Source organism: Tenacibaculum sp. E3R01, from assembly GCF_003318185.1.
Classification (GTDB): Bacteria; Bacteroidota; Bacteroidia; order Flavobacteriales; family Flavobacteriaceae; genus Polaribacter; species Polaribacter halocynthiae.
Genome location: NZ_QOCC01000019.1, coordinates 24,987 through 45,365, shown reverse-complemented (window position 1 = coordinate 45,365; position 20,379 = coordinate 24,987). Strand labels below are relative to the sequence as shown.

Annotated in this window: 16 protein-coding genes and 2 tRNA genes; 11 read left to right on the top strand and 7 right to left on the bottom strand. The window is 28.6% G+C overall.

The genetic code is table 11. The annotated features are described in order from the left end of the window. Positions 1-70 precede the first annotated feature (70 nt). Positions 71-1,294, top strand: a complete 1,224-nt coding sequence (locus tag DS884_RS05350; RefSeq protein ID WP_113786051.1) for a metallophosphoesterase — start codon at positions 71-73, stop codon at positions 1,292-1,294. Between the two features lie 85 nt (positions 1,295-1,379). Then, on the top strand, positions 1,380-1,673 hold the full coding sequence (locus DS884_RS05345) for a thioredoxin family protein (RefSeq protein WP_093869875.1): 294 nt from the start codon (positions 1,380-1,382) through the stop codon (positions 1,671-1,673). On the opposite strand, the gene DS884_RS05340 is transcribed toward DS884_RS05345, so the two are convergent. Both DS884_RS05340 and DS884_RS05335 read right to left on the bottom strand, forming a co-directional pair. Further along, positions 1,670-2,314, bottom strand: coding sequence for a polysaccharide deacetylase family protein (locus DS884_RS05340; RefSeq protein WP_113786050.1), 645 nt, complete (start codon positions 2,312-2,314; stop codon positions 1,670-1,672). The two genes, DS884_RS05345 and DS884_RS05340, sit on opposite strands and share 4 nt — an antisense overlap. Positions 2,315-2,318: 4 nt before the next feature. After that, positions 2,319-5,435 (bottom strand): DUF2723 domain-containing protein, encoded by a 3,117-nt coding sequence (locus DS884_RS05335; RefSeq protein ID WP_093869877.1) that lies wholly within the window; start codon positions 5,433-5,435, stop codon positions 2,319-2,321. A 170-nt stretch (positions 5,436-5,605) separates the two neighbouring features. Between DS884_RS05335 and DS884_RS05330 the strand changes: the two genes are divergently transcribed. From DS884_RS05330 to DS884_RS05315, 4 genes are all read left to right on the top strand, one after another. Further along, positions 5,606-5,676: transfer RNA gene (locus DS884_RS05330), tRNA-Gln, on the top strand. 168 nt (positions 5,677-5,844) lie between these two features. Next, a complete protein-coding gene (locus tag DS884_RS05325; RefSeq protein ID WP_113786049.1) occupies positions 5,845-8,289 on the top strand; it encodes a DUF4114 domain-containing protein in 2,445 nt (814 codons plus the stop codon). A 95-nt stretch (positions 8,290-8,384) separates the two neighbouring features. Beyond that, positions 8,385-8,456 (top strand) — tRNA-Gln (locus DS884_RS05320). Between the two features lie 86 nt (positions 8,457-8,542). After that, positions 8,543-9,022 carry a DUF4252 domain-containing protein gene (locus DS884_RS05315; protein ID WP_113786048.1) on the top strand — a complete coding sequence of 160 codons (480 nt, stop codon included), beginning with the start codon at positions 8,543-8,545 and terminating at the stop codon, positions 9,020-9,022. A 35-nt stretch (positions 9,023-9,057) separates the two neighbouring features. Here DS884_RS05315 and DS884_RS05310 read toward each other — a convergent pair whose 3' ends face one another. Beyond that, positions 9,058-9,405, bottom strand: coding sequence for an arsenate reductase family protein (locus tag DS884_RS05310; RefSeq protein ID WP_113786047.1), 348 nt, complete (start codon positions 9,403-9,405; stop codon positions 9,058-9,060). Positions 9,406-9,452: 47 nt separating this feature from the next. Between DS884_RS05310 and DS884_RS05305 the strand changes: the two genes are divergently transcribed. The 4 genes from DS884_RS05305 to DS884_RS05290 all read left to right on the top strand — a co-directional run bounded on the left by DS884_RS05305 (position 9,453) and on the right by DS884_RS05290 (position 14,070). Then, entirely contained in the window at positions 9,453-9,908 is a 456-nt protein-coding gene (locus tag DS884_RS05305; RefSeq protein WP_093869881.1) for a DinB family protein, read from the top strand. 12 nt (positions 9,909-9,920) lie between these two features. After that, the gene (locus DS884_RS05300) at positions 9,921-11,069 is read left to right on the top strand and encodes a cystathionine gamma-synthase (RefSeq protein ID WP_113786046.1); all 1,149 of its coding nucleotides are present in this window, start codon (positions 9,921-9,923) and stop codon (positions 11,067-11,069) included. 337 nt (positions 11,070-11,406) lie between these two features. After that, a complete protein-coding gene (locus tag DS884_RS05295; RefSeq protein ID WP_093869883.1) occupies positions 11,407-12,141 on the top strand; it encodes a LytR/AlgR family response regulator transcription factor in 735 nt (244 codons plus the stop codon). 6 nt (positions 12,142-12,147) lie between these two features. After that, complete coding sequence (locus DS884_RS05290; RefSeq protein WP_113786045.1) at positions 12,148-14,070, top strand: tetratricopeptide repeat protein; 1,923 nt, start codon at positions 12,148-12,150, stop codon at positions 14,068-14,070. Here DS884_RS05290 and dinB read toward each other — a convergent pair. Together dinB and rseP are read right to left on the bottom strand one after the other, a co-directional pair. Then, complete coding sequence (dinB, locus tag DS884_RS05285) at positions 14,067-15,149, bottom strand: DNA polymerase IV (RefSeq protein ID WP_113786044.1); 1,083 nt, start codon at positions 15,147-15,149, stop codon at positions 14,067-14,069. The genes DS884_RS05290 and dinB overlap by 4 nt on opposite strands. 72 nt (positions 15,150-15,221) lie before the next feature. Then, on the bottom strand, positions 15,222-16,571 hold the full coding sequence (rseP, locus tag DS884_RS05280) for an RIP metalloprotease RseP (protein WP_093869886.1): 1,350 nt from the start codon (positions 16,569-16,571) through the stop codon (positions 15,222-15,224). Positions 16,572-16,732: 161 nt separating this feature from the next. Between rseP and DS884_RS05275 the strand changes: the two genes are divergently transcribed. Beyond that, complete coding sequence (locus DS884_RS05275; protein WP_113786043.1) at positions 16,733-17,410, top strand: SCO family protein; 678 nt, start codon at positions 16,733-16,735, stop codon at positions 17,408-17,410. A 1,104-nt stretch (positions 17,411-18,514) separates the two neighbouring features. Here the strand turns inward: DS884_RS05275 and DS884_RS05260 are convergent. Both DS884_RS05260 and DS884_RS05255 read right to left on the bottom strand, forming a co-directional pair. Continuing rightward, on the bottom strand, positions 18,515-19,006 hold the full coding sequence (locus DS884_RS05260; protein ID WP_147239376.1) for a hypothetical protein: 492 nt from the start codon (positions 19,004-19,006) through the stop codon (positions 18,515-18,517). A 2-nt stretch (positions 19,007-19,008) separates the two neighbouring features. Further along, positions 19,009-20,304, bottom strand: coding sequence for a hypothetical protein (locus DS884_RS05255; protein WP_113786039.1), 1,296 nt, complete (start codon positions 20,302-20,304; stop codon positions 19,009-19,011). Positions 20,305-20,379: the final 75 nt, after the last annotated feature.

The following is a 20,379-nucleotide window of genomic DNA, read 5'->3' as shown; positions in this document are numbered from 1 at the left end:
ACTTTAACAAGATGTTAAAAATTGATTTTTAGTTTTACCACTATCTTTACATTCTTCTAAAATTAGATATATGCCTCGTAGGATTTCCTTCTTAATTATTGCTTCTTTAATAATTATTGTTTTTGAAGCTTATGCTTTTCAAGCAATTAAAATGCTAACTAAAAATAAAATGATCAGGTATGTATGGTTATTTGTAGGTGCCTTAGCATATATTAATTTTTTTTATGTAATTTTTTCTACAGACAGAAGCTCAGGGCAAACTCGCCAATTTCAATGGGCAGTAGGTTTTTTGTTGTTAATTTTATTACCAAAATTGATAATGATTCTTTTTATGTTAGGAGAAGATATAGTAAGGTTGATAAAAAAGGGGATTTCTTATTTTTCATCTGAAGAAACAAAAGTATTAGGAGGTAGAAGAAAGTTTATAGCTCAATTGGCATTGGGTTTGGCTGCAATTCCTTTTGCAAGTTTATTGTATGGGATTTTTAAAGGAAAATATAATTATAAGGTATTAAAATATGAATTAAGTTTTGATGATTTACCTGAAGCTTTTGATGGTTTTACAATAACACAAATAACAGATATTCATTCTGGAAGTTTTGATAATAAAGAAAAAATTGAATATGCCGTTGATTTAGTTAATAAACAACAGTCAGATGTTATTTTATTTACAGGTGATATAGTAAATAATTTTGCACATGAAATGGATGATTGGATTCCTGTTTTTTCTCAACTTAAAGCTCCAATGGGAAAATATTCAATTTTAGGAAATCATGATTATGGTGATTATTCAAAGTGGAAAAATAAAGAAGATAAAAAAGAGAATTTTGAAGCAATTAAAAATATTCATCCAAAAATAGGGTTTGATTTATTGCTAAATGAGCATAGATATATAGAAAAAGAAGGACAAAAAATAGCACTAGTTGGAGTTGAAAACTGGGGTAAAGGTTTTAACCAAGCTGGAGATTTAAAAAAGGCGTCTGTAGGAGTTGATAAAGAGGATTTTAAAGTTTTAATGAGTCATGATCCAAGTCATTGGGAATACAAAGTAAAAAAAGATGATTTTAATTATCAGTTAACATTAAGTGGTCATACTCATGGGTTGCAATTTGGAATTGAAATCCCTGGTTTTTTTAAATGGAGTCCGTCTCAATATGTGTACAAACAGTGGGCTGGATTATATGAAGAATTTGGTAGATATGTTAATGTGAATAGAGGTTTTGGATATCATGCTTTTCCTGGTAGAGTTGGTATTTGGCCTGAAATAACTGTTATAGAGTTGAAAAAAGCCTAGCTTTTAGCGTTTTTAATCTTAATTTAAGATTTTAGTGCTAAAAAATTAGTACTTTTAGGCGATTTACAGAAAAAAATTATGTTATATGACAAAATTTGGTGAAATCATAAGTGTTAATAAACCTGTGTTAATTGATTTTTATGCTGATTGGAGTGAGTTTGAGCCAAGTATAGACACACTTCGTGATGTTGCTGCTGCTTTAGGTGATAGAGCAAAAGTTATAAAAATAGACATTAGAAAAAATGAGATTTTAGCAGATGCACTTCGTGTAAAGGGAAATCCAACATTTATGATCTATAAAAATGGAGAAATGAAGTGGCGCCAAACTGGAGAGCAAGATGCAAATACGCTTATAGGTTTAGTTCAACAATACGTTTAAGGAATAGCTTTAAAAAGGTATCCTTTCTTAGTATATTCTTCAAGAATTTTTGGTAATGCATAGTAAAGCTTTTCTTTAGCTTTTATACTGTCGTGAAAAACAATTATGCTTCCATTATTGGTGTTTTTTATAACATTTTCAAAACATTCCTCTTTAGATATATTTTTGTCAAAATCTGCTGAAAGAACATCCCACATTATAATTTTATACCCCTTATTTATAAGTTCAGTAGCTTGTGAACGTTTTATTTTACCATACGGTGGGCGAAAAAGCTTTGTGGTAACTTTTTCTTTACTATATTTCTGAATAATTCCCTCAGCTTTCTTTGCATTGTTTATGTAATTTTTTAAGGAGTGTTTCCAGCCATTTAAATGATTAAAAGTGTGATTTCCTATGGTATGACCTTCTTCTAAAATTTGATTAAATACAATAGGGTGCTTTTTAATATTGTCACCAATGCAAAAAAAAGTGGCTTTAGCATTGTGTATTTTTAGTTGATCTAACACAAATTCAGTTACTACTGGAATAGGTCCGTCATCAAAAGTTAAATAAATCTCTTTTTTAGTAGAAGAAAAACACCACGTATATCTTGAAAATAATTTCTTGATTATACGTGGTGTTTTAATTGTGTAAAATTTCAATGCACTAAGGTTTAATAGAGTCTAATTCTTCAGGTAAAGAATCTTGTTCATCACCCATTAAATGCTTAAATAATTTTGCATGATCAATATAGGCTTTAAAAATCTTGTCAGTAAAATCTTTATCTAAATCGTATTGAGTAATTTGTCGCACTATATTCTGGTACATATATAAATTAGTATCAATATTTTCAAAAACTAATTTTTCATCAGCACCTTTAAAGGTAGTGTAATAAATAAGATTTTGTTGAAAAATATCTATTAATGTTTCAGCAGTTTCACGTGCTTTATCTTTATCACCTATTTTGTAATATAATTCAGGATATCCAAGAGAAATACTATAATGGCCAAAATCTTTAATAGGCATTTTATAAAGAGATAAATCTAAAACATCCTTGGCATTAACTGAATCGTTTAATTTTAAAAATTCTTCTGATAAACGCATTAAGTTATTACGTAATGATATAGCATTTCGCTTACTTTGTTCGTCTAAGTATATTTTTCCATTATTAATAGTCTTCCAGTCCCATTTTTTTACATTAGCATACATCTTTTCAGGATCAATTCTTCCCATATCAAACATAGATTTTCCTTTGTTAGAAGTCTTTATAGGTACTAGCTTATAAGACATACCATCTAATTGTAAATAATCTTTCAACCAAATATATTCTTCATCAGCATTTGCACCTCCAGTGAAATAAATTGGACGTTTCCAGTCAAAGTTATTTAAGATGTCAAGCATTAAAATTCGGTTTTTAGCAATGCCTTGTCTGTCAATAGTAATATCAATGTAGTCTACTATTTTAGTAGCGTCTTTTTGTGCAACTAAACCAGTTTTTAATACATTTTCTTTATTTACTGGAATACGAATTCTATTAGTTGGGTAAAACTTTTCTTTTACATTATTTTCTTCATCAATATAATAAGTAACTTTATTGTCACTTTCAATCCAACGCATAAAGTTTTTTATAGACATAATAGAGTCTTTAAATCTAGGATGCGGAATATGGTACGCTAAATCTAAAGTTCCATATTTGTATTGATCATGTGTTAATGTTGAAGGAATAGGATCAGCATCGTATGTTTTCTTTTTCATTTGGTCAATGTACCAATCTGTTTGAAAAAGACTAGTATTAACAATCTTTATATCTGGACGAATACCTTCTACTTGTTGCATGTACCATAAAGGGAATGTATCATTATCACCAATAGTAAAAATAATTGCATTTGGATCACAACTTTCTAAATATGTCTGTGCATTTAATTGTGCTACAAAACGATCTCCTCTATCATGATCATCCCAGTTTTGAGCACCCATTAATACAGGAACTGCTAATAATGAAACTACAGAAACAGCAATTGCTACAGTTTGTTTGTTTGCATACTTTTTAAAGTAATCATATAATGCAAGTACACCGAAACCAATCCAGATAGCAAATACGTAAAAAGAACCTACTACCGCGTAATCACGTTCACGAGGTTCAAAAGGTTTAGGGTTTGTGTAAAATATAATTGCAAAACCAGTAAAAACAAAAAATAAAGTTAAGGCATATAAGTTTTTCTTGTCTTTGTTTATTTGATAAAGTAACCCTATAAAACCTAATATAAGAGGTAGAAAAAAGTAAGTGTTCCTACCTTTATTATTTTTAATTACTTCAGGGAGATTTTGTTGAGATCCAAGTCGCATTTCATCAATAAAATTAATACCACTTAGCCAGTTACCATTTTCAAAATCTAAATGACCTTGAATATCGTTTTGACGTCCAACAAAATTCCACATAAAATAACGCCCATACATATAACCAAACTGGTAATCTACCATGAATTTTATATTTTCAAGGAATGTTGGTCTTCTTTTACTACGAGCTGGAATACCAGCAATTCTTTTATAATGTTTTTCAGAACCTGGGTCAACCATTCTAGGGATAAAACCTTTATGTTTATCAGAATAGTTAGGTATTACGTTTTTGTATTTATTTACAATTTCATATTTACCATTTCTTTTCTCATATTTTGGTTTGTCATCTTTAAAAGGCTGACTAGCGTCTTGTTCTCTGTTATAAGTTATAGAATAATATTTATCATAAAAAACATTAGCATCACCATATTGTTCACGATTGTAATAAGCTAAAAGTTCACGAGCACTTGATGGGTTGTTTTCATTAATAACAGTATCAGCATTAGCACGTATAGGTAACATTAACCATGATGAAAAACCAATCATGATAAATAAAACAGATAGTATTAATGTATTTCCTGTAATTAAATTCTTTTTACGAGTATAGTTTAATCCGAAATAAAACAAACCTATTAAAATAACACCAGCAATGATAGTTCCAGAATTATAAGGTAATCCTATTTGGTTTATAAAAAACAGCTCAGAAACACTAAAGAATTTTAATGTGAAAGGGAATAAAAATTTAAAAACAAAAGCTAAAACCAATATTGAAATTACAGTAGCAATTGCAGTCGTTTTTATAGTAATGTTTTTATAAGTTTTAAAGAAGTATAACATTACAATAGAAGGGATAACCAATAAAGATAAAATATGAACTCCAAATGATAACCCAACCACAAAACTTATGATAACTAACCATTTATTACCCCTAGGTAAGTGGATTGCTTCTTCCCATTTTAAACCTAACCAGAATAATAAAGCCATTAAAAAAGATGACATTGCGTAAACTTCTCCTTCTACAGCACTAAACCAAAAACTATCAGAGAAAGTATAGGCTAAAGCACCTACTAATCCACTACCTAAAACAGCAATCGCTTCGTTTTTGTTAAAATTACCGTTTTTAATTACCATTTTCTTTGCCAAATTGGTAATTGTCCAAAACATGAATAATATGGTGAAAGCACTAGCTAAACCAGACATGAAGTTAACCATTTTTGCCCATTGACTTGGGTCATTACTGAACATAGCAAAAAATGCCCCTAGCATTTGAAATAATGGTGCACCAGGTGGATGACCAACTTCTAATTTTACGGCTGTTGAAATGTATTCACCACAATCCCAAGAGCTTACTGTAGGTTCAAGAGTTAGGGTATAGGTTATTAACGCCACGGCAAATGAAGCCCATCCTAAAATAGTATTCCATTTTTTGTAGTTAAAATCGTTCATATAATTTTTAATAAGTTGTTGCGAATGTACTAATAACTAGTGTGTTTTAAGTATAGCAAAAATATAATTTTGATTTATTTTTTCAGAATAAAGTTCTGTTAAAAGAAAAAAGTAAAATTTATTTTGTCAAAATAAATTTCTGTTTTATATTTGCACCCGCAATAAGCAATTGGCCTATGGTGTAATGGTAACACACTGGTTTTTGGTACCAATATTCAAGGTTCGAGTCCTTGTAGGCCAACAAAGCTCTTACGAAAGTAAGAGCTTTTTATTTGTGTTTTATTTTAAATCAATAGAACCTTTAATCTTCTTTTTAAGTCAACTTATCTTTGAGATAACTACCAGTAATCGAAAAATATGTTAAAAAGGTAAGAATCATCATAATTTTGATATTATAAATCAAGGAATTATGAAAAAATTATTACTTTTTATCGTATTTATAGGGCAAGTTACAATAGCTCAGAATTATAATTATCTAGGAACATATTCTTCTAATGGAAAACCAGATTATTTGGAAGCCCCAGGAGATAATGTTTCGGTAGAGACTTTAGAAATGATAAGTAATTCTTTGCCAGAATCATATCCAGTTCCAGATTACAATCCACAATATATAACGGCTGGTTATGATACAAGTATTGAGTTAAATGCACAAGCAGACGTATTTGTTACTTTTGTTTCTGAGGGTGCAGGGTATAGAAATGTATTAGGATTCTATACGTATGATATTAATAACCCTCCTACAACAAAACCAAGTGATGAAGATATCACCATAATTTTTCCTAATGTATCTGCATTAGGAAGTGGAGGAGGACTTCAGGCTGGAGATAAAGTTAAAATTGGAAGTTTTCCCGCAAATACAGGAATTGGTTGGGTGTTAATGGCGAATGCATGGAGTTCAACATATCAAACTGTTGGGTACGGACATTGGACGTTATTTTCTGAACCAAGTTTTAATCCTGAAAGTTCTTCAAGTTTACAATATCATAATGTATTATTGTCTGATCCAGATAACGAAAGAGTGATTTTAGGTTTTGAAGATATTAGAAGGGATTATGGTAGTTGTGATAATGATTTTAATGATGCTATATTTTATGTAACAGCTACTCCTTTTTCAGCATTAAAAACAACTAATGTTGCTGATGTAAGTTCAGCAAGTAATGTTACTTCGTCATATGATGGAGGATTAGAAAGTAATGGTAAATTAGCTCAATTAATAGCAAAAAGAAACCTTGAGAGAAGTAGAAATAAAACGTTTAAAAATCTTAAAGAATTTCAAAAGCCTTTTAATAAATCAAAATTATTAAAAAAAGGAACTAAAACATTAGTAGATTATTTACCTACAACAGGTATGTATGGAAATGAAACTTCAAATGTATCTAGCCCAACAGACCTGATAGGGATAACAAATGCAAAAGAAGTGTTTTCGGTAGATTATTATAATGGTAATGAAAGAGTTTCAGCTGTGTTAGCAACTAGAACAGAAGGTAAAGTATATGATCACTCTAAAGCTATTTGTGATCGTTTAAATAATTCTGAAATTGAAGATGTAAGAACAGTAATTACTAGAGAGCATAAAATTGTAAGTTCAAAAATAAGAAGAGCAAATGGTGTTGTTGAGTATGCTTTAAGTTTTTCAATAAAAACTGAAGATGGTGGAAATGAATTGCATAGTTACTGGAATATAGATAAATACCCGGAAGGAAATTATATGAATTTTCAAGTATGGGGAAGCACATATTCTCAAGTATTTTCAGTAGTAAATCATATTTTAGATTCTTTTATTGAAGAAAAAACGCTGACTAGCAATCCTGAAGAAACATCAATACCAACAGTGTTTGTAAAGTCTGGGAGCTATTCTAATGGAAAAATAACGATAGATATTATTAATAAAAGTAAGAGTAAAGAAGTAGTTTTTGACGGTAATATATATCCAACTGAAACTTCTAATTCATTTAATATGAATACAGCAATAGAGTTGTCAGGAGAATGGAATGAAACTTTAACTATAGAAACTGGAGTGTTGTTTGATATTGGTTTTTCTTTAAGTGTGTCAGGAAACGATCAAATAGATGCATTGTATTTAGCTGATGGACCATGGGGTTTAGATTACTTAAAAGAATACGCAAGTGTAAGTAGGTTTGAAGTAACGAATAATGATGTAACTGATGTAGAAGGAATTTATGAGGTGAATAGAGAAATAGAAGTGGAAGGTAAGGTAAAAGGAAATATGAATATTTTTAGACACCTTTTAGCTGGAGATCAAACATTAGATGTTGCTGAGTATGATTATTTGTCTTTTACTGTTAATACAAATAAAGATATCGAGATAGTATTAATGCCTGAAGGTTTGGAAGATTGGAATTCTAGGTTACGTTATAAAATAAAAGGAAACTCTAAAGAAACAAAATATGAGATAAATTTTAATGATTTTGTAGATCAGAATGGCGTAAAAGGTGATGTGAAAGATGTTAAAACAATTGTTTTTTCTGTGATAGGAGATTATATTAATGAGGTTGAGTATTCTGTAGGTATTAAAGACGTAGTTTTTAGAAGTGGAGTTGCTTTAGGTGTTCAAGATTTTGCAGACACAGCATCTAATGATAAGCTCTTAAATTACCCGAATCCATTTAAAAATACCACAATGATTAGGTTAAATAGAGAATCATCTTTTGCAAATATTAAGGTTTTTGATTTATTAGGTAGAGTGGTTTATTCAGAAAAAGTACAAACATCATTTAGTAATAGAAAGCAAGTAGTGTTTAACGAGCCAGGATTTACATCAGGAATATATAAATATATGGTAATTGATGATGAAGAAAATAAATATAATGGAACTTTTATAGTAGCTAAATAGTTAAATGAAGCGTTAAAAAAAGTAATTATGATTTTTTAATAAAGTTTGTGTTTTTTAATACAAACTTTATTTTTATATTTGCACTCACAAATTATTGGCCTATGGTGTAATTGGCAACACACCGGTTTTTGGTACCGACATTCAAGGTTCGAGTCCTTGTAGGCCAACTTAAAAGTCTTAACTATATTTTAGTTAAGACTTTTTTTTGTAACAAGTTTTAAAACGAGTCGTCTTCTTTTTAAAACCAAATATTATGAAACGATTTTTAACTGCATTTTTTTGCTTATTTTTAGTTAGTATTAATGCACAAGAAGCAAAATTTAAAAGCTTTTATAAGGCGAATAAAAACAAAACAGCTTTCTCAATAAATTTATCAAGTTCTTTTGCTGGTTCATTTTTTGATGATGAAGATGATGACGAAATTAAAAATCTAATAAAAAAATCAAGTGATTTTAAACTTATGATTTTTGATAAGAATAGAAGCGATGTAGTTAAAGATTTTAAAAGATTTTCTAGAAGGAATAAATTGAAAACTTTGATAAGGGCTAAGGATAAAGGAGGGAAAGCAGAAATTCTTTTTATAGAAAAAAACAATTTAGTGAGAGAAATTATTATTAAAGCAAGTGCTGATGATGATAAACTTGTTTTGTTGGGGGTTAAAACCAAATTAACAAAAGAAGAGTTAGCTTCAATTATTAGTTCATCAAATAATAAAGATGTTGCTTCCAAATAAAATAAAAAAGGCGGAAAAATTATTTCCGCCTTTTTTTATTGAATTGCCTTTTTTAAACTTTCAATAACCTTTTTACTATTTCCTATATAAATTTCATTGTTTACGATGAAAACAGGGCGTTTTAAGAAAGTGTATTCATCTAAAATATATTGTTTGTAATCAGCTTCTGTTAATGTTTGATTTTTTAAATCCATTTCTCTATACAGTTTTGCTCTTTTATTAAATAACGCTTCAAAACTTCCGCTTAAACTATACATTTCTTCTAGTTGTTTTATAGTAATTGGAGTTGATTTAATTTCTTGTTTTTCAAAACCATCTAAGTTTACTTCTTTTAAAATTCTTCGACAAGTATCACAGGTTTGTAAAAAATAAACTTTCTTCATTTTATGTAAATGTTTAATAATATATTTGAGCTAAAATAAACAGAAAAATGGATACACAATTTGAAGTTCTAAAAAAATCTAGAGAGTTAGTGTTTAATCTTATAGATGGACTAACTATTGAGCAGTTACATAAGATTCCAGAAGGGTTTAATAATAATATAGCTTGGAATGTTGCTCATTTGGTAGTAACTCAACAATTGTTACATTATAAATTATCTGGATTACAGTGTTTAGTGTCAGATGAATTGATAGATAATTATAGAAAAGGAACTAAGCCATCAGAAACTTTTACTGAAGAAGAGTTAGAAGAGGTGAAAGAATTGTTGTTGGGATTACCTGATACTTTAAAAGAAGATTTTGAAGCTGGTATTTTTACAGATTATACGTCTTATAAAACAAGTACAGGTTTTGTTTTAGATTCTTTTAAAACTGCTCTAGCTTTTAATAATATGCATGAAGGAATGCATTTAGGAGTAATTATGGCAATGAGAAAGTTAGTGTAAATTTTTAGTAGTATGAAATTTAATACTAAAGCTATACATGGTGGTCAACAGCATGAAGAAGCAACAGGGTCGGTAATGACCCCGATTTTTCAAACTTCTACATATGCTCAATCTAGTCCTGGTGTGCATAAAGGTTACGAGTATTCACGTGCAGCTAATCCTACAAGAACTGCCTTAGAAAATGCATTTGCATCTATAGAAAATGGAACTCATGGGTTTGCCTTTTCTTCAGGGTTGTCTGCTATTGATTGTGTACTACGTTTATTAAAACCAGGTGATGAGATTATTACAGGAAATGATTTGTATGGTGGAACGTATCGAATGTTTACCAGACTGTTTCAAAAATATGGTTTAAAGTTTAAATTTGTTGATGTAGGTGAAGTTACTAATGTAGTTGATGAGGTTTCTGATGCAACAAAGTTAATTTGGTTAGAAACGCCTACCAATCCATTAATGAAAATAGTTGATGTTGTAGGAGTAACTAATGCTGTAAAAAATAAAAACCCTGATATTTTAGTTGCTGTTGATAATACATTTGCAACCCCTTATTTACAACGTCCATTAGATTTAGGAGTAGATATTGTTATGCATTCAGCTACTAAATATCTAGGAGGTCATTCAGATATAGTAATGGGAGCTCTAATGGTAAAAGATGAAAAGTTAGCTAAAGAGTTACACTTTATACAATTCGCAGCTGGGGCGATAGCTGGCCCTATGGATTCCTTTTTAGCGTTACGAGGCATAAAAACATTGCATTTACGTATGCAACGCCATTGCGAAAATGGAATGGCTGTAGCTAAATTTTTGAAAGAGCATAACAAAGTAAGTAACGTATATTACCCAGGTTTAGAAAGTCATCCTAATCATGAAATTGCTAAGAATCAAATGGATGATTTTGGCGGGATGGTTTCTTTTCGTTTGAAGGATGAAAGTAAAAAAGCAACGTTTAAATTTTTAGAGAGCACTAAGTTATTTACGTTAGCAGAATCTTTAGGAGGAGTAGAGAGTTTAGTGAATCATCCAACTACAATGACTCATGCTTCAATTCCAGAAGAAGAAAGATTAAAAATAGGAATTACTGAATCTTTAATTAGATTAAGTGTTGGTGTTGAAGATATAGATGATCTATTAGATGATTTGTCACAAGCTTTAAAGCAGTAAGAAATATTTTAAACTTACTTTTAAAAGAATCTTTTTATAGGTTTTTATCAGAATTATAAAAAAAGAAAAGCACTACATTGTAGTGCTTTTCAATTTAATTATCATTGTTGATTAATCCCCCAATTATCAAAATGATTCCCCTTGTATATTACACTGCAAATATGAGATTAAAAAATAATTTAATATAGGCTTAATGTATAGTTTGCATATCTTCATGTATAATTTGCATATAATTTGTTATGAGATGTATTATTTATGATGTGAGGGCACTAAAATGAGGTTTTTTCAATTTTAATTTTAGCTTTTTAAAGGTTACATTTGATACAAATACTATAATATGATAAGAGCAGTTATTGTAGATGATGAGCCTAAGGCAATTCAAGGTCTTACCTGGGAATTGTCTAATTTTAATAATGACTTAGAAATTATTAAAACTTTTACTGAGGCTGATAAAGCAATTGAATATATCAATTCAAATGTTCTTGATTGTTTATTTTTAGATATTGAAATGCCAACTATGGATGGTTTTCAATTGTTAGAAAAACTAGAGAGAAAAGATTTTGCGGTTGTAATAACAACTGCTTATAATGAGTATGCTATAAAAGCATTAAAAAACCAAGCAATTGATTACTTGTTAAAGCCTGTTGATTCTGATGACTTGGAAGAAACATTAAGTCGAATAAAAAATTACTATTCTAAAACTAGTAGTACAAGTAAGTTTGATAAAATATTATCAAGTTTTAATGAGAAGTTTAATAGACGTAAAATTACAATTAATACCGATGGAAAACTTGTTTTTTTAGAGGAATCAGAAATTTTGTTTGTTGAATCTGATGGAAACTATTGTTCAATACATACAATAAATAATAAAAAAATAGTAATAACTAAAAAATTAAAAGAAGTTAATATCTTGTTGCCTGACGATCATTTTTTTAGAATTCATAATTCTTTTATTATTAACCTTAATAAGATAAAAGAGTTTTTAAAATCAGATGGCTATGTTATTTTAGAAAACAATCATAAAATACCTGTTTCAAGGCAGAAAAAATCAGATTTTTTAGACAAATTTTAAAATTTAATGAAACTCTTTCCCTTATATATTTTCTTTTTTTGTATAAACTTCAGTGGATATTCTCAAGATCAACCTGTTGAGAGTGAAACTATGATTAAAGCTTTTTTTAAAGAAGACTTTAATGACTATTTTCAAGTACAGCATTATTTTAATAAGACGCAGTTTGGAAAAGGTGAAATAGATTTCCTATTAGAAAAAAGTAAGGGGAGTAAAAATATTCTAGGAAAAATTTATTCTTATACCTTATTAGGTAGGTATCATAGAAATAAAACAACCTATGAAAAAGCAATTGAAAACTATTTAAATGCGCTTAATTTATCAAGAGAGTTTAAAAAGGTAAATGCAGAAATTGTTGTATTAAATCAAATAGGGGTTGTTTATCGAAGACAAGATAAAATAAGAAGTGCTTTAAACTATCATCAATTTGCTCTTGAGTTAGTAAATAAAATACCCAATCCTACTAAAGACATAAAAATAAGTAAAAGTGTATGTGAAAATAGTATTGGTAATATATATTTAAAACTGAAGCAATATAAATTAGCGCTAGAAAAATTTGAAAAAGCAATTGTAACCCAACAAGAGTTACAAGATAAAAGAGGACTAGCAATTAATCACCAAAATATTGGATTTGCATACCAAAATTTAGAAAAATTAGACAGTGCATTGGTTAATTATAATAAGTCGTTACAATACAATTTAGAAAATAAATCTAGAATAGGTAAGGTTATATGTCATAATAGTATTAGTAATGTTTTAATTTTAAAAGGTGAATATAAAAAGGCTTTAAAATATATTGAAGAAGTAAAAGTTTTATCTGAACAAATAGGAAACAAATTTTACATATCTAGAATTTACAACACCCTTGGTTATTGTCAAATAAAATTAGGGAAACTTGATGAAGGTAAAAAGAATGTAAACAAGTCTTTAAGTATTTCGTTAAAGCATGGTATTCCTACTAATACAAATAAATCATATGAATATTTATCAGAAATTTATAGGTTAAAGAGAGATTTTGAGAAAGCGTATGTTTTTTATAAAAAATCTATTGTAGGAACTCATAAAACATTTAATGATAGGAATATTCTTTATGTGAATAACTTGATTAATAAGTATGATAATGAAGTAAAAAATAATAAAATAAAAAGTTTAGCGAAAGAAAATGAGATTACTAAATTAAAGCTTACTCGAAATAGAAATATTTTAATAATAGCTTTAGTTTCAATTGCTTTATTTGGTGTTTTACTGTATGCTATCTATGGCCAACGTTTGTTAAGTAATGATAAAAAAATACTGGTGCTAGAGCAAGAAGCACTACAAAATCAAATGAATCCTCATTTTGTGTTCAATGCGCTTAATTCGATAAAACTTTATATTATAAATAATGAACAGAAAAATGCAGTTTATTACCTGAATAAATTCTCAAAACTAATTAGAAGTATTTTAGAATCATCAAAAACAAAAGAAGTTCCTCTAAGTGATGAGTTAAAAACAATGAACCTATATATGAGTATTGAAAATATTAGGTTTTCAAATGAAATTGTTTATCATGAAAATATTGATGAAGGAATAAATTTAGACAAAGTAAAAGTACCTCCTTTAATTTTACAACCGTTTTTAGAAAACGCAATATGGCATGGTTTGTCTTCAAAAAAAGGAATAAAAAAAGTAAGCTTATCTGTACTTAAAGTATCCAATGATTTTATACAAATTGATATATCAGATAATGGGATAGGGAGAGAGGAAGCTTTAAGAATAAAAAAGAACAAATCACTTAAAAGAAAGTCAATAGGTATTGAGTTAACAAAACAACGGTTGCAAAACTTTACAGATGAGTTTAAGAATTGTTATTCATTAGTTTATACTGATTTAACTGATAAAAATAATTCTCCAGCTGGGACAAAAGTATCATTGAAAATACCACTTAGTTAAAAATCAAAAGATAACTGTATCCAAACTGGATCTTTTTTATCAGTATCTAAGTTACTAAATGATATACCTAACAGCCTAACAGATTCTTTTAATTCCTCTTGATATAAGAGCTCTTTAATAATAGGCATAAAGTCTTTTTTTAAATGAATATACTCAGAAACAGTTTTACTTCTTGTTTGTTGAGTAAAATTACTATATTTAATTTTTAAGGTTAATGTTTTTCCTTTGGTTTTAGAATGAAGCATTCTTTTTTCTAACTCTTCTGCTATTGCATCAAGCCGTTCTATCATGTATATTTCTGAAGAAATATTTTCATTAAAAGTTCTTTCAGCAGCTATAGATTTACGAATTCTGTTAGGTTTTACTTTGCTGTTCTGCATACCTCTTACTATGTTATAGTAGTGTAAGCCAGATTTCCCAAAAAGTTTAATGAGTTCTTCTAAGTTTTTTCTCTTTAAATCTAAACCAGTAAATATCCCTAAGTTATGCATCTTAGCTGCGGTTACCTTTCCAACGCCATAAAACTTATTTACAGGGAGTTTTTCTAAGAAGTCAATAACTTCATTAGGTTTAATTGTTTTTTGTCCGTTAGGCTTGTTAATATCAGAAGCTACTTTGGCTATAAATTTATTAATAGAAATACCTGCAGAAGCACGTAATTCTAATTCTTCCCAGATACGTTGACGAATTTCTTGTGCAATTAAACTAGCTGACGAAATACCTTTTTTATTTTCAGTAACATCTAAATAGGCCTCATCTAAAGATAAAGGCTCAACCAAATCAGTATAGTCATAAAAAATAGCTCTTATTTTCGATGATATTTCTTTGTAACGACTATATCTTGGTTTTACAAAAATTAAATGCGGACATTTTTGTTTTGCTAAAGCGCCACTCATTGCTGATCGTACGCCAAATACTCTGGCTTCATAACTAGCAGCAGATACAACACCTCTAATTTCATTACCTCCAACAGCAACAGGTTTACCCAGTAACTCGGGATTGTCAAGCTGCTCTACAGAAGCATAAAATGCATCCATATCAACATGAATTATTTTTTTATATGGAGGTTGTAAGTCTATACAGTAAAAATATAAAAACTCCCAAAGAAAGTTAACTTTCTTTGGGAGTTTTTATAGGAGTATTATGGTAACTTATTTAAAAATTGACCTAAAAATATCATTTCCGTTTGCAAATAGTAATAATGCTAGTAAAAATACAAAACCTATTACCTGTGCATATTCTAAAAATTTATCACTTGGTTTTTTACCAGTAATCATTTCCCATAAGGTAAATACTACATGACCACCATCTAATGCTGGAATAGGTAATAAATTCATAAAACCTAACATGATTGATAAGAAAGCTGTAATATTCCAAAATGCTTGCCAACTCCATGTTACAGGAAAGATATCCATTATCGATTTAAAACCACCTAAGCCTTTCCAAGCTCCAGTACTAGGGTTTACTATTTTTTTCATTTGCTTGATGTAGTTTGTTAAGGTACTCCAAGCTTTATTTGTTCCTGCAGGAATTGCTTCAGTAAATGTATAAGATTTACTCGCTAATTTGTAGTATCCTAATTTTTCTAAATTAGACATAGAAACACTAGTCCACATTACACCTAAATTCCCATGATTTGATACTTTAACAGGAACATTTTTAGTTTCTTCACCTCTTTTTAAAGTGATCGATATATCTTGACCTTTTAAGTTTTTTAGTATAGGTTTAGCTTCGTCATAATAAGTAATAGAAGTACCATTAATGGCTGTGATTATATCTTTTGGTAAAATATCAACCCCAGCATTTAAAGAGTCTTTTTGAACTTTAGCAATAACAAATGGATATCTAACAGCTAAAAAAGGTCCAGCATCTTTTCCTCTATCAACTAATTTAGAAATAAAATCTGTAGGGATTTTTTTCTCTATTGTTTCTCCGTTACGTTCAACAGTATATGTATTTCCATTAATAAATTGTATTGTTAGTTCTCTAAATTTATTAACTTTTTCACCATCAATTGACAATACTTTATCTCCAGTTTGCAATCCTAAATCGGCAGCTAGTTGGTCTTGAACCCAAACACCATCTTTTACGCTGTCATTAGGTAAAAATTTCTCACCATATCCCCACATTAGGCATATATATATTAAAATACCTAACACAAAATTAACAACTACACCACCTAACATAATAATTAAACGTTGCCATGCTGGTTTTGATCTAAATTCCCATGGTTTAGGTTCTTCTTTTAATTGCTCAGTATCCATACTTTCATCAATCATTCCAGCAATTTTTACATAACCACCTAAAGGAATCCATCCAATACCATAAACAGTTTCACCAATTTTCTTTTTAAATAAAGAAAACTTGTAATCAAAAAATAAGTAGAACTTTTCTACTTTGGTTTTAAATAGTTTGGCTGGTATAAAATGGCCTAACTCATGAAGAACAATTAAAAGCGATAAGCTTAAAATAAATTGTGATGCTTTTATTAAAATTTCCATAAATAGGTTTATTTCTAAAATTTAAAATTTGACAAATGTACGTTTTTAAAAAGAGTTCTAAAAGTTTGCAATAGGAGGGATTCATTGATTTAACAAACTTTTTGTAGTATGAATATAGAATACTTGTTTTTAGTCGTATTTTTGTATAAAATTTCAGAAGAATGGACTTAAAATTCTTTAAAAAATCGAAAAGCACATTAATTTTTTTACTTGTTTTTTCAGCAATAGCACTTCCTGTTTTTTATCATTTAGTAAAAGTTGATAAGAAATTACCAATTTATAATCCAGTTGATATAAATCCGAAGTTAGTAGACGCCTCTGTTAGAAATAAATCTAAAAATCATACAGTTGGAGATTTTTCTTTAATAAATCAAAATGGAGAAACAATTACTCAAGAGAATTATAAAAATAAAATTTATGTAGCCGATTTCTTTTTTACCCGTTGCCAAACTATTTGTATAATAATGGCTTTAAATATGACTGAATTACAAAGTCATTTTAAAGATGATAAAGAAGTCTTGTTTTTATCACATTCGGTAACACCAGTTATGGACAGTGTTCCTGTTTTAAGAGCGTATGCTAATAAAAAAGGGGTTATTGATGGGAAGTGGAATGTAACTACAGGAGAAAAAAAAGAAATTTATAACTTAGCTCGTAAACATTACTTTGCTGTATTAGATGAAGGTAATGGTGATGAGAATGACTGGATTCATACCGAGAATTTTGTGTTAATAGATAAGGAACGTCGTATTCGTGGTATTTATGATGGTACCAAAAAAGAGAATATGCAAAAAATTATTAACGATATTACTTTGCTAAAAGAAGAGTATAAAAAATAGATTGTTATTTTTTATTTTTTCAAAAATACTCTTTAGGCTTATTTAATTTTTGTGTCTGAAGCGCTATAAGGCTATAAATAATAATAAGTAGAGTAAAAAGAAACTGTTTAGTGATAAAAACAGTTTCTTTTTTTTATTTACTTCAAAAGAAATAATCAGTATTAATAATTTTAGTTAATTTTTTTATTTTTTTTGAATATATTAATTAACAATTGTATACCAGTAAAAATTACAAGAGAAGCAACAATAAGTTGCATCAAATTAATTACATAATAAGTACTATAAATATTCAATGTTATATTTCTACTTCCAAAAATGTGAGCAAAAATTAAAATAATGAACAGAATAAAGTTTGTTTTTAAATTCATAATATGATTTTTTGACTATTAAAAAAAGCATTAAAAAAGGTAAAATCTCCCATTTTTATATTATCAAAAATAAATTCTTTATTTTTTTTAAAAGTTTCCATTAATTATTCCTGCTATTTGTTTTTTTTTTGAATTTGTAAAAGCATACAGTTATAGATGTCGTTATAAAGATAAGTAAGGGTATCCAAAAAGACATCTCAAATTTTTGATGTGATAGGTTTTTTATATAAAAATATAGTGGAAAAATCAAAAGTACATAACCAGTTAATATACCCCATTTATTTCTGAAAAATAACAAAATTAAACCCAATATAAATAATAAACTTAATAATAAGTCTGATGAAATATCAAACTCGCTTATTCTCTCGAATATAGTAAGAAAGATTCCTATACCAAATGGTAAAGAGAATTTTTGAGACGGTAATTGAATAAAAGAAATTGCTAAAATTGAAGTAATTTTTAAATAATTTGATATTTTATTTTGCATATTTTTTTTATTTTTAAAATAATTTATTGACATTCATTGCTAGTAGGAGAGTTACCACCATTGGGGTTTCGTATAGTTCCGCTAGGTAGGATCGTCTCTCATATATTGACCAAGTTTAGCAGGTGTTGGACCTGATTACCCTATACCATAGCTTTCAACATATTCAGAAGCAGGGATGTTAAATCAACAAAACATGCTTAGTCTTATAATTTAAGCATGTTTTGTTATGATGTAATAAAAAAGATTTATTTAATTACCATTAGAATGCGAACGACCATTTACTTTTATTATTGAAACAATATTGTTTGAATAATAAATAGTGTTATTTTTTTTCACTAGGTCTAATTCTATTATTACTTTTTTTCCCTCTTTGAATAAATCTATTTGTTTAAAGTTTTTTACTTTATTAAATTCATTTTCTGATAAATAAACTGGTAGTATAGAATCTTTATTAAATCGGAGAAAGATATATGGTTTTTCTAATAGGTTTAAATTTCTTAGTTTTCCAAAGTACTGATATAATTTTTCTTCTTCTGAAATAATTTCATTTCTTTTATTTAATAGTACATCATCTATTTTCTTGTTTAAATCATTTAGTTCTTTATCGGTTGCACCATAGGCACTCATAAATGAAATTGATTTAAAAGTCAGTTCTGCTTTTGCTTTTTCATTACTTTTTGTTTTACATGAAACAAAAAGTAATGAAAATATCATGATAAAAAAAATACTTGTTTTTCTCATTTTTAATTACATTTTCCATTATTAGAATTAGCACTACCACCACTAGTATTTCTAGTCATACCAGATGGGAGATTCATATTTCTTAATGCTTGTCCAAAAGCACCTGGATTACTTCCTCCACCATTTAGCCATGAACTTTGGGGATCAGGTAAGTTAACTCCACAAAGGCCAGCAGTTTGTATAACAAAGTCAGTACAGTTGTTCGTGTTTAGATCATAGTTAGAGGTATAATTATTTGCATCATTAATAATATTGTTTAAAGAAACTGAGTTGATGTTAAAAGAAATACTAACGTCAAATAGATTGTTCTCATTGTTTCCAAAAATAAATGTTCCGTTGGGGCTATATGGACTAGCATTTCCTTCAGGATAGAATCCGTAAACTCTTGTTATATCTCCTTGAGTTATACTTATAAATGCGTGGCCAGCTTTGTCTGTTCCAGTAGTGAATGCTGATCCGTTATTTGCTATTGGTTGGTTTACATAAATAGTCAATTTAGCAGACTTTGTTTTGTTAAAACATTTTAAGTATTCTTCAATGTCTTCTATTGATGATTCAGGGGATTCAATTACAATACTTTCGGTGCTGCCACCCCCTCCATCTGAGCCAAAATTCCAACTCATAGTTCCATCTCCAGAGTTTCCTCCTTGTTCAGTACCTGTATAGTCGTATAACCCAGTAACAGGTACATGTTGTGTAGTGTTTGAACCACTGTTACTATTAATTACAACTTCTTCTAGTTCTTGAGTACAAAAGACACAGTTTGAGCCTTCAGTGCACTCACCATGATCAGGACAAGTTTCCCCTCTGCTTAATAACTTAGTATTGCCCCTTTTTACAAATTGTGCAACCAATTTACTCTTTTTAACTCTATATCCATTAATAAAGTTACCTGATAAATCGGTAATTAAAAGTTCTCCGGTGTATAATTTGTTTTCTTTTTCAGTATTAGGTGTCATACTAAAAAGAACACTTTCTATCTTATCATTAACTTTTAAAACTAAAACTCTACTATACCTTCCTTTGTATATTGTTTTAGCATTTATAACAGCTAATAATTCATTGCTTTTTTTTATTTTTTGATAATTAATACTTTTAGTGTTTATATCAGTTAAGTATTGATTTTTTGACCTTTGACTAACAGTCAATAAATTTAGGTGTTCTAAAGCTTCGTTAATAGCAACTGTTTTAATTGTATTATCTGGTGAAGTGAGAGGTTGTTCATCTTGACAATTCCATAGTAAAAATGAAAGTCCGAATAGTACAATTGCAATTTTTAATAGGTTTGTTGTTTTCATAAATTTTTATAGTATGTTTTTAATTTCATAGCAAACATATACGTTTAAGAGTGTATAGGTGTCTTGTTTTTTTAG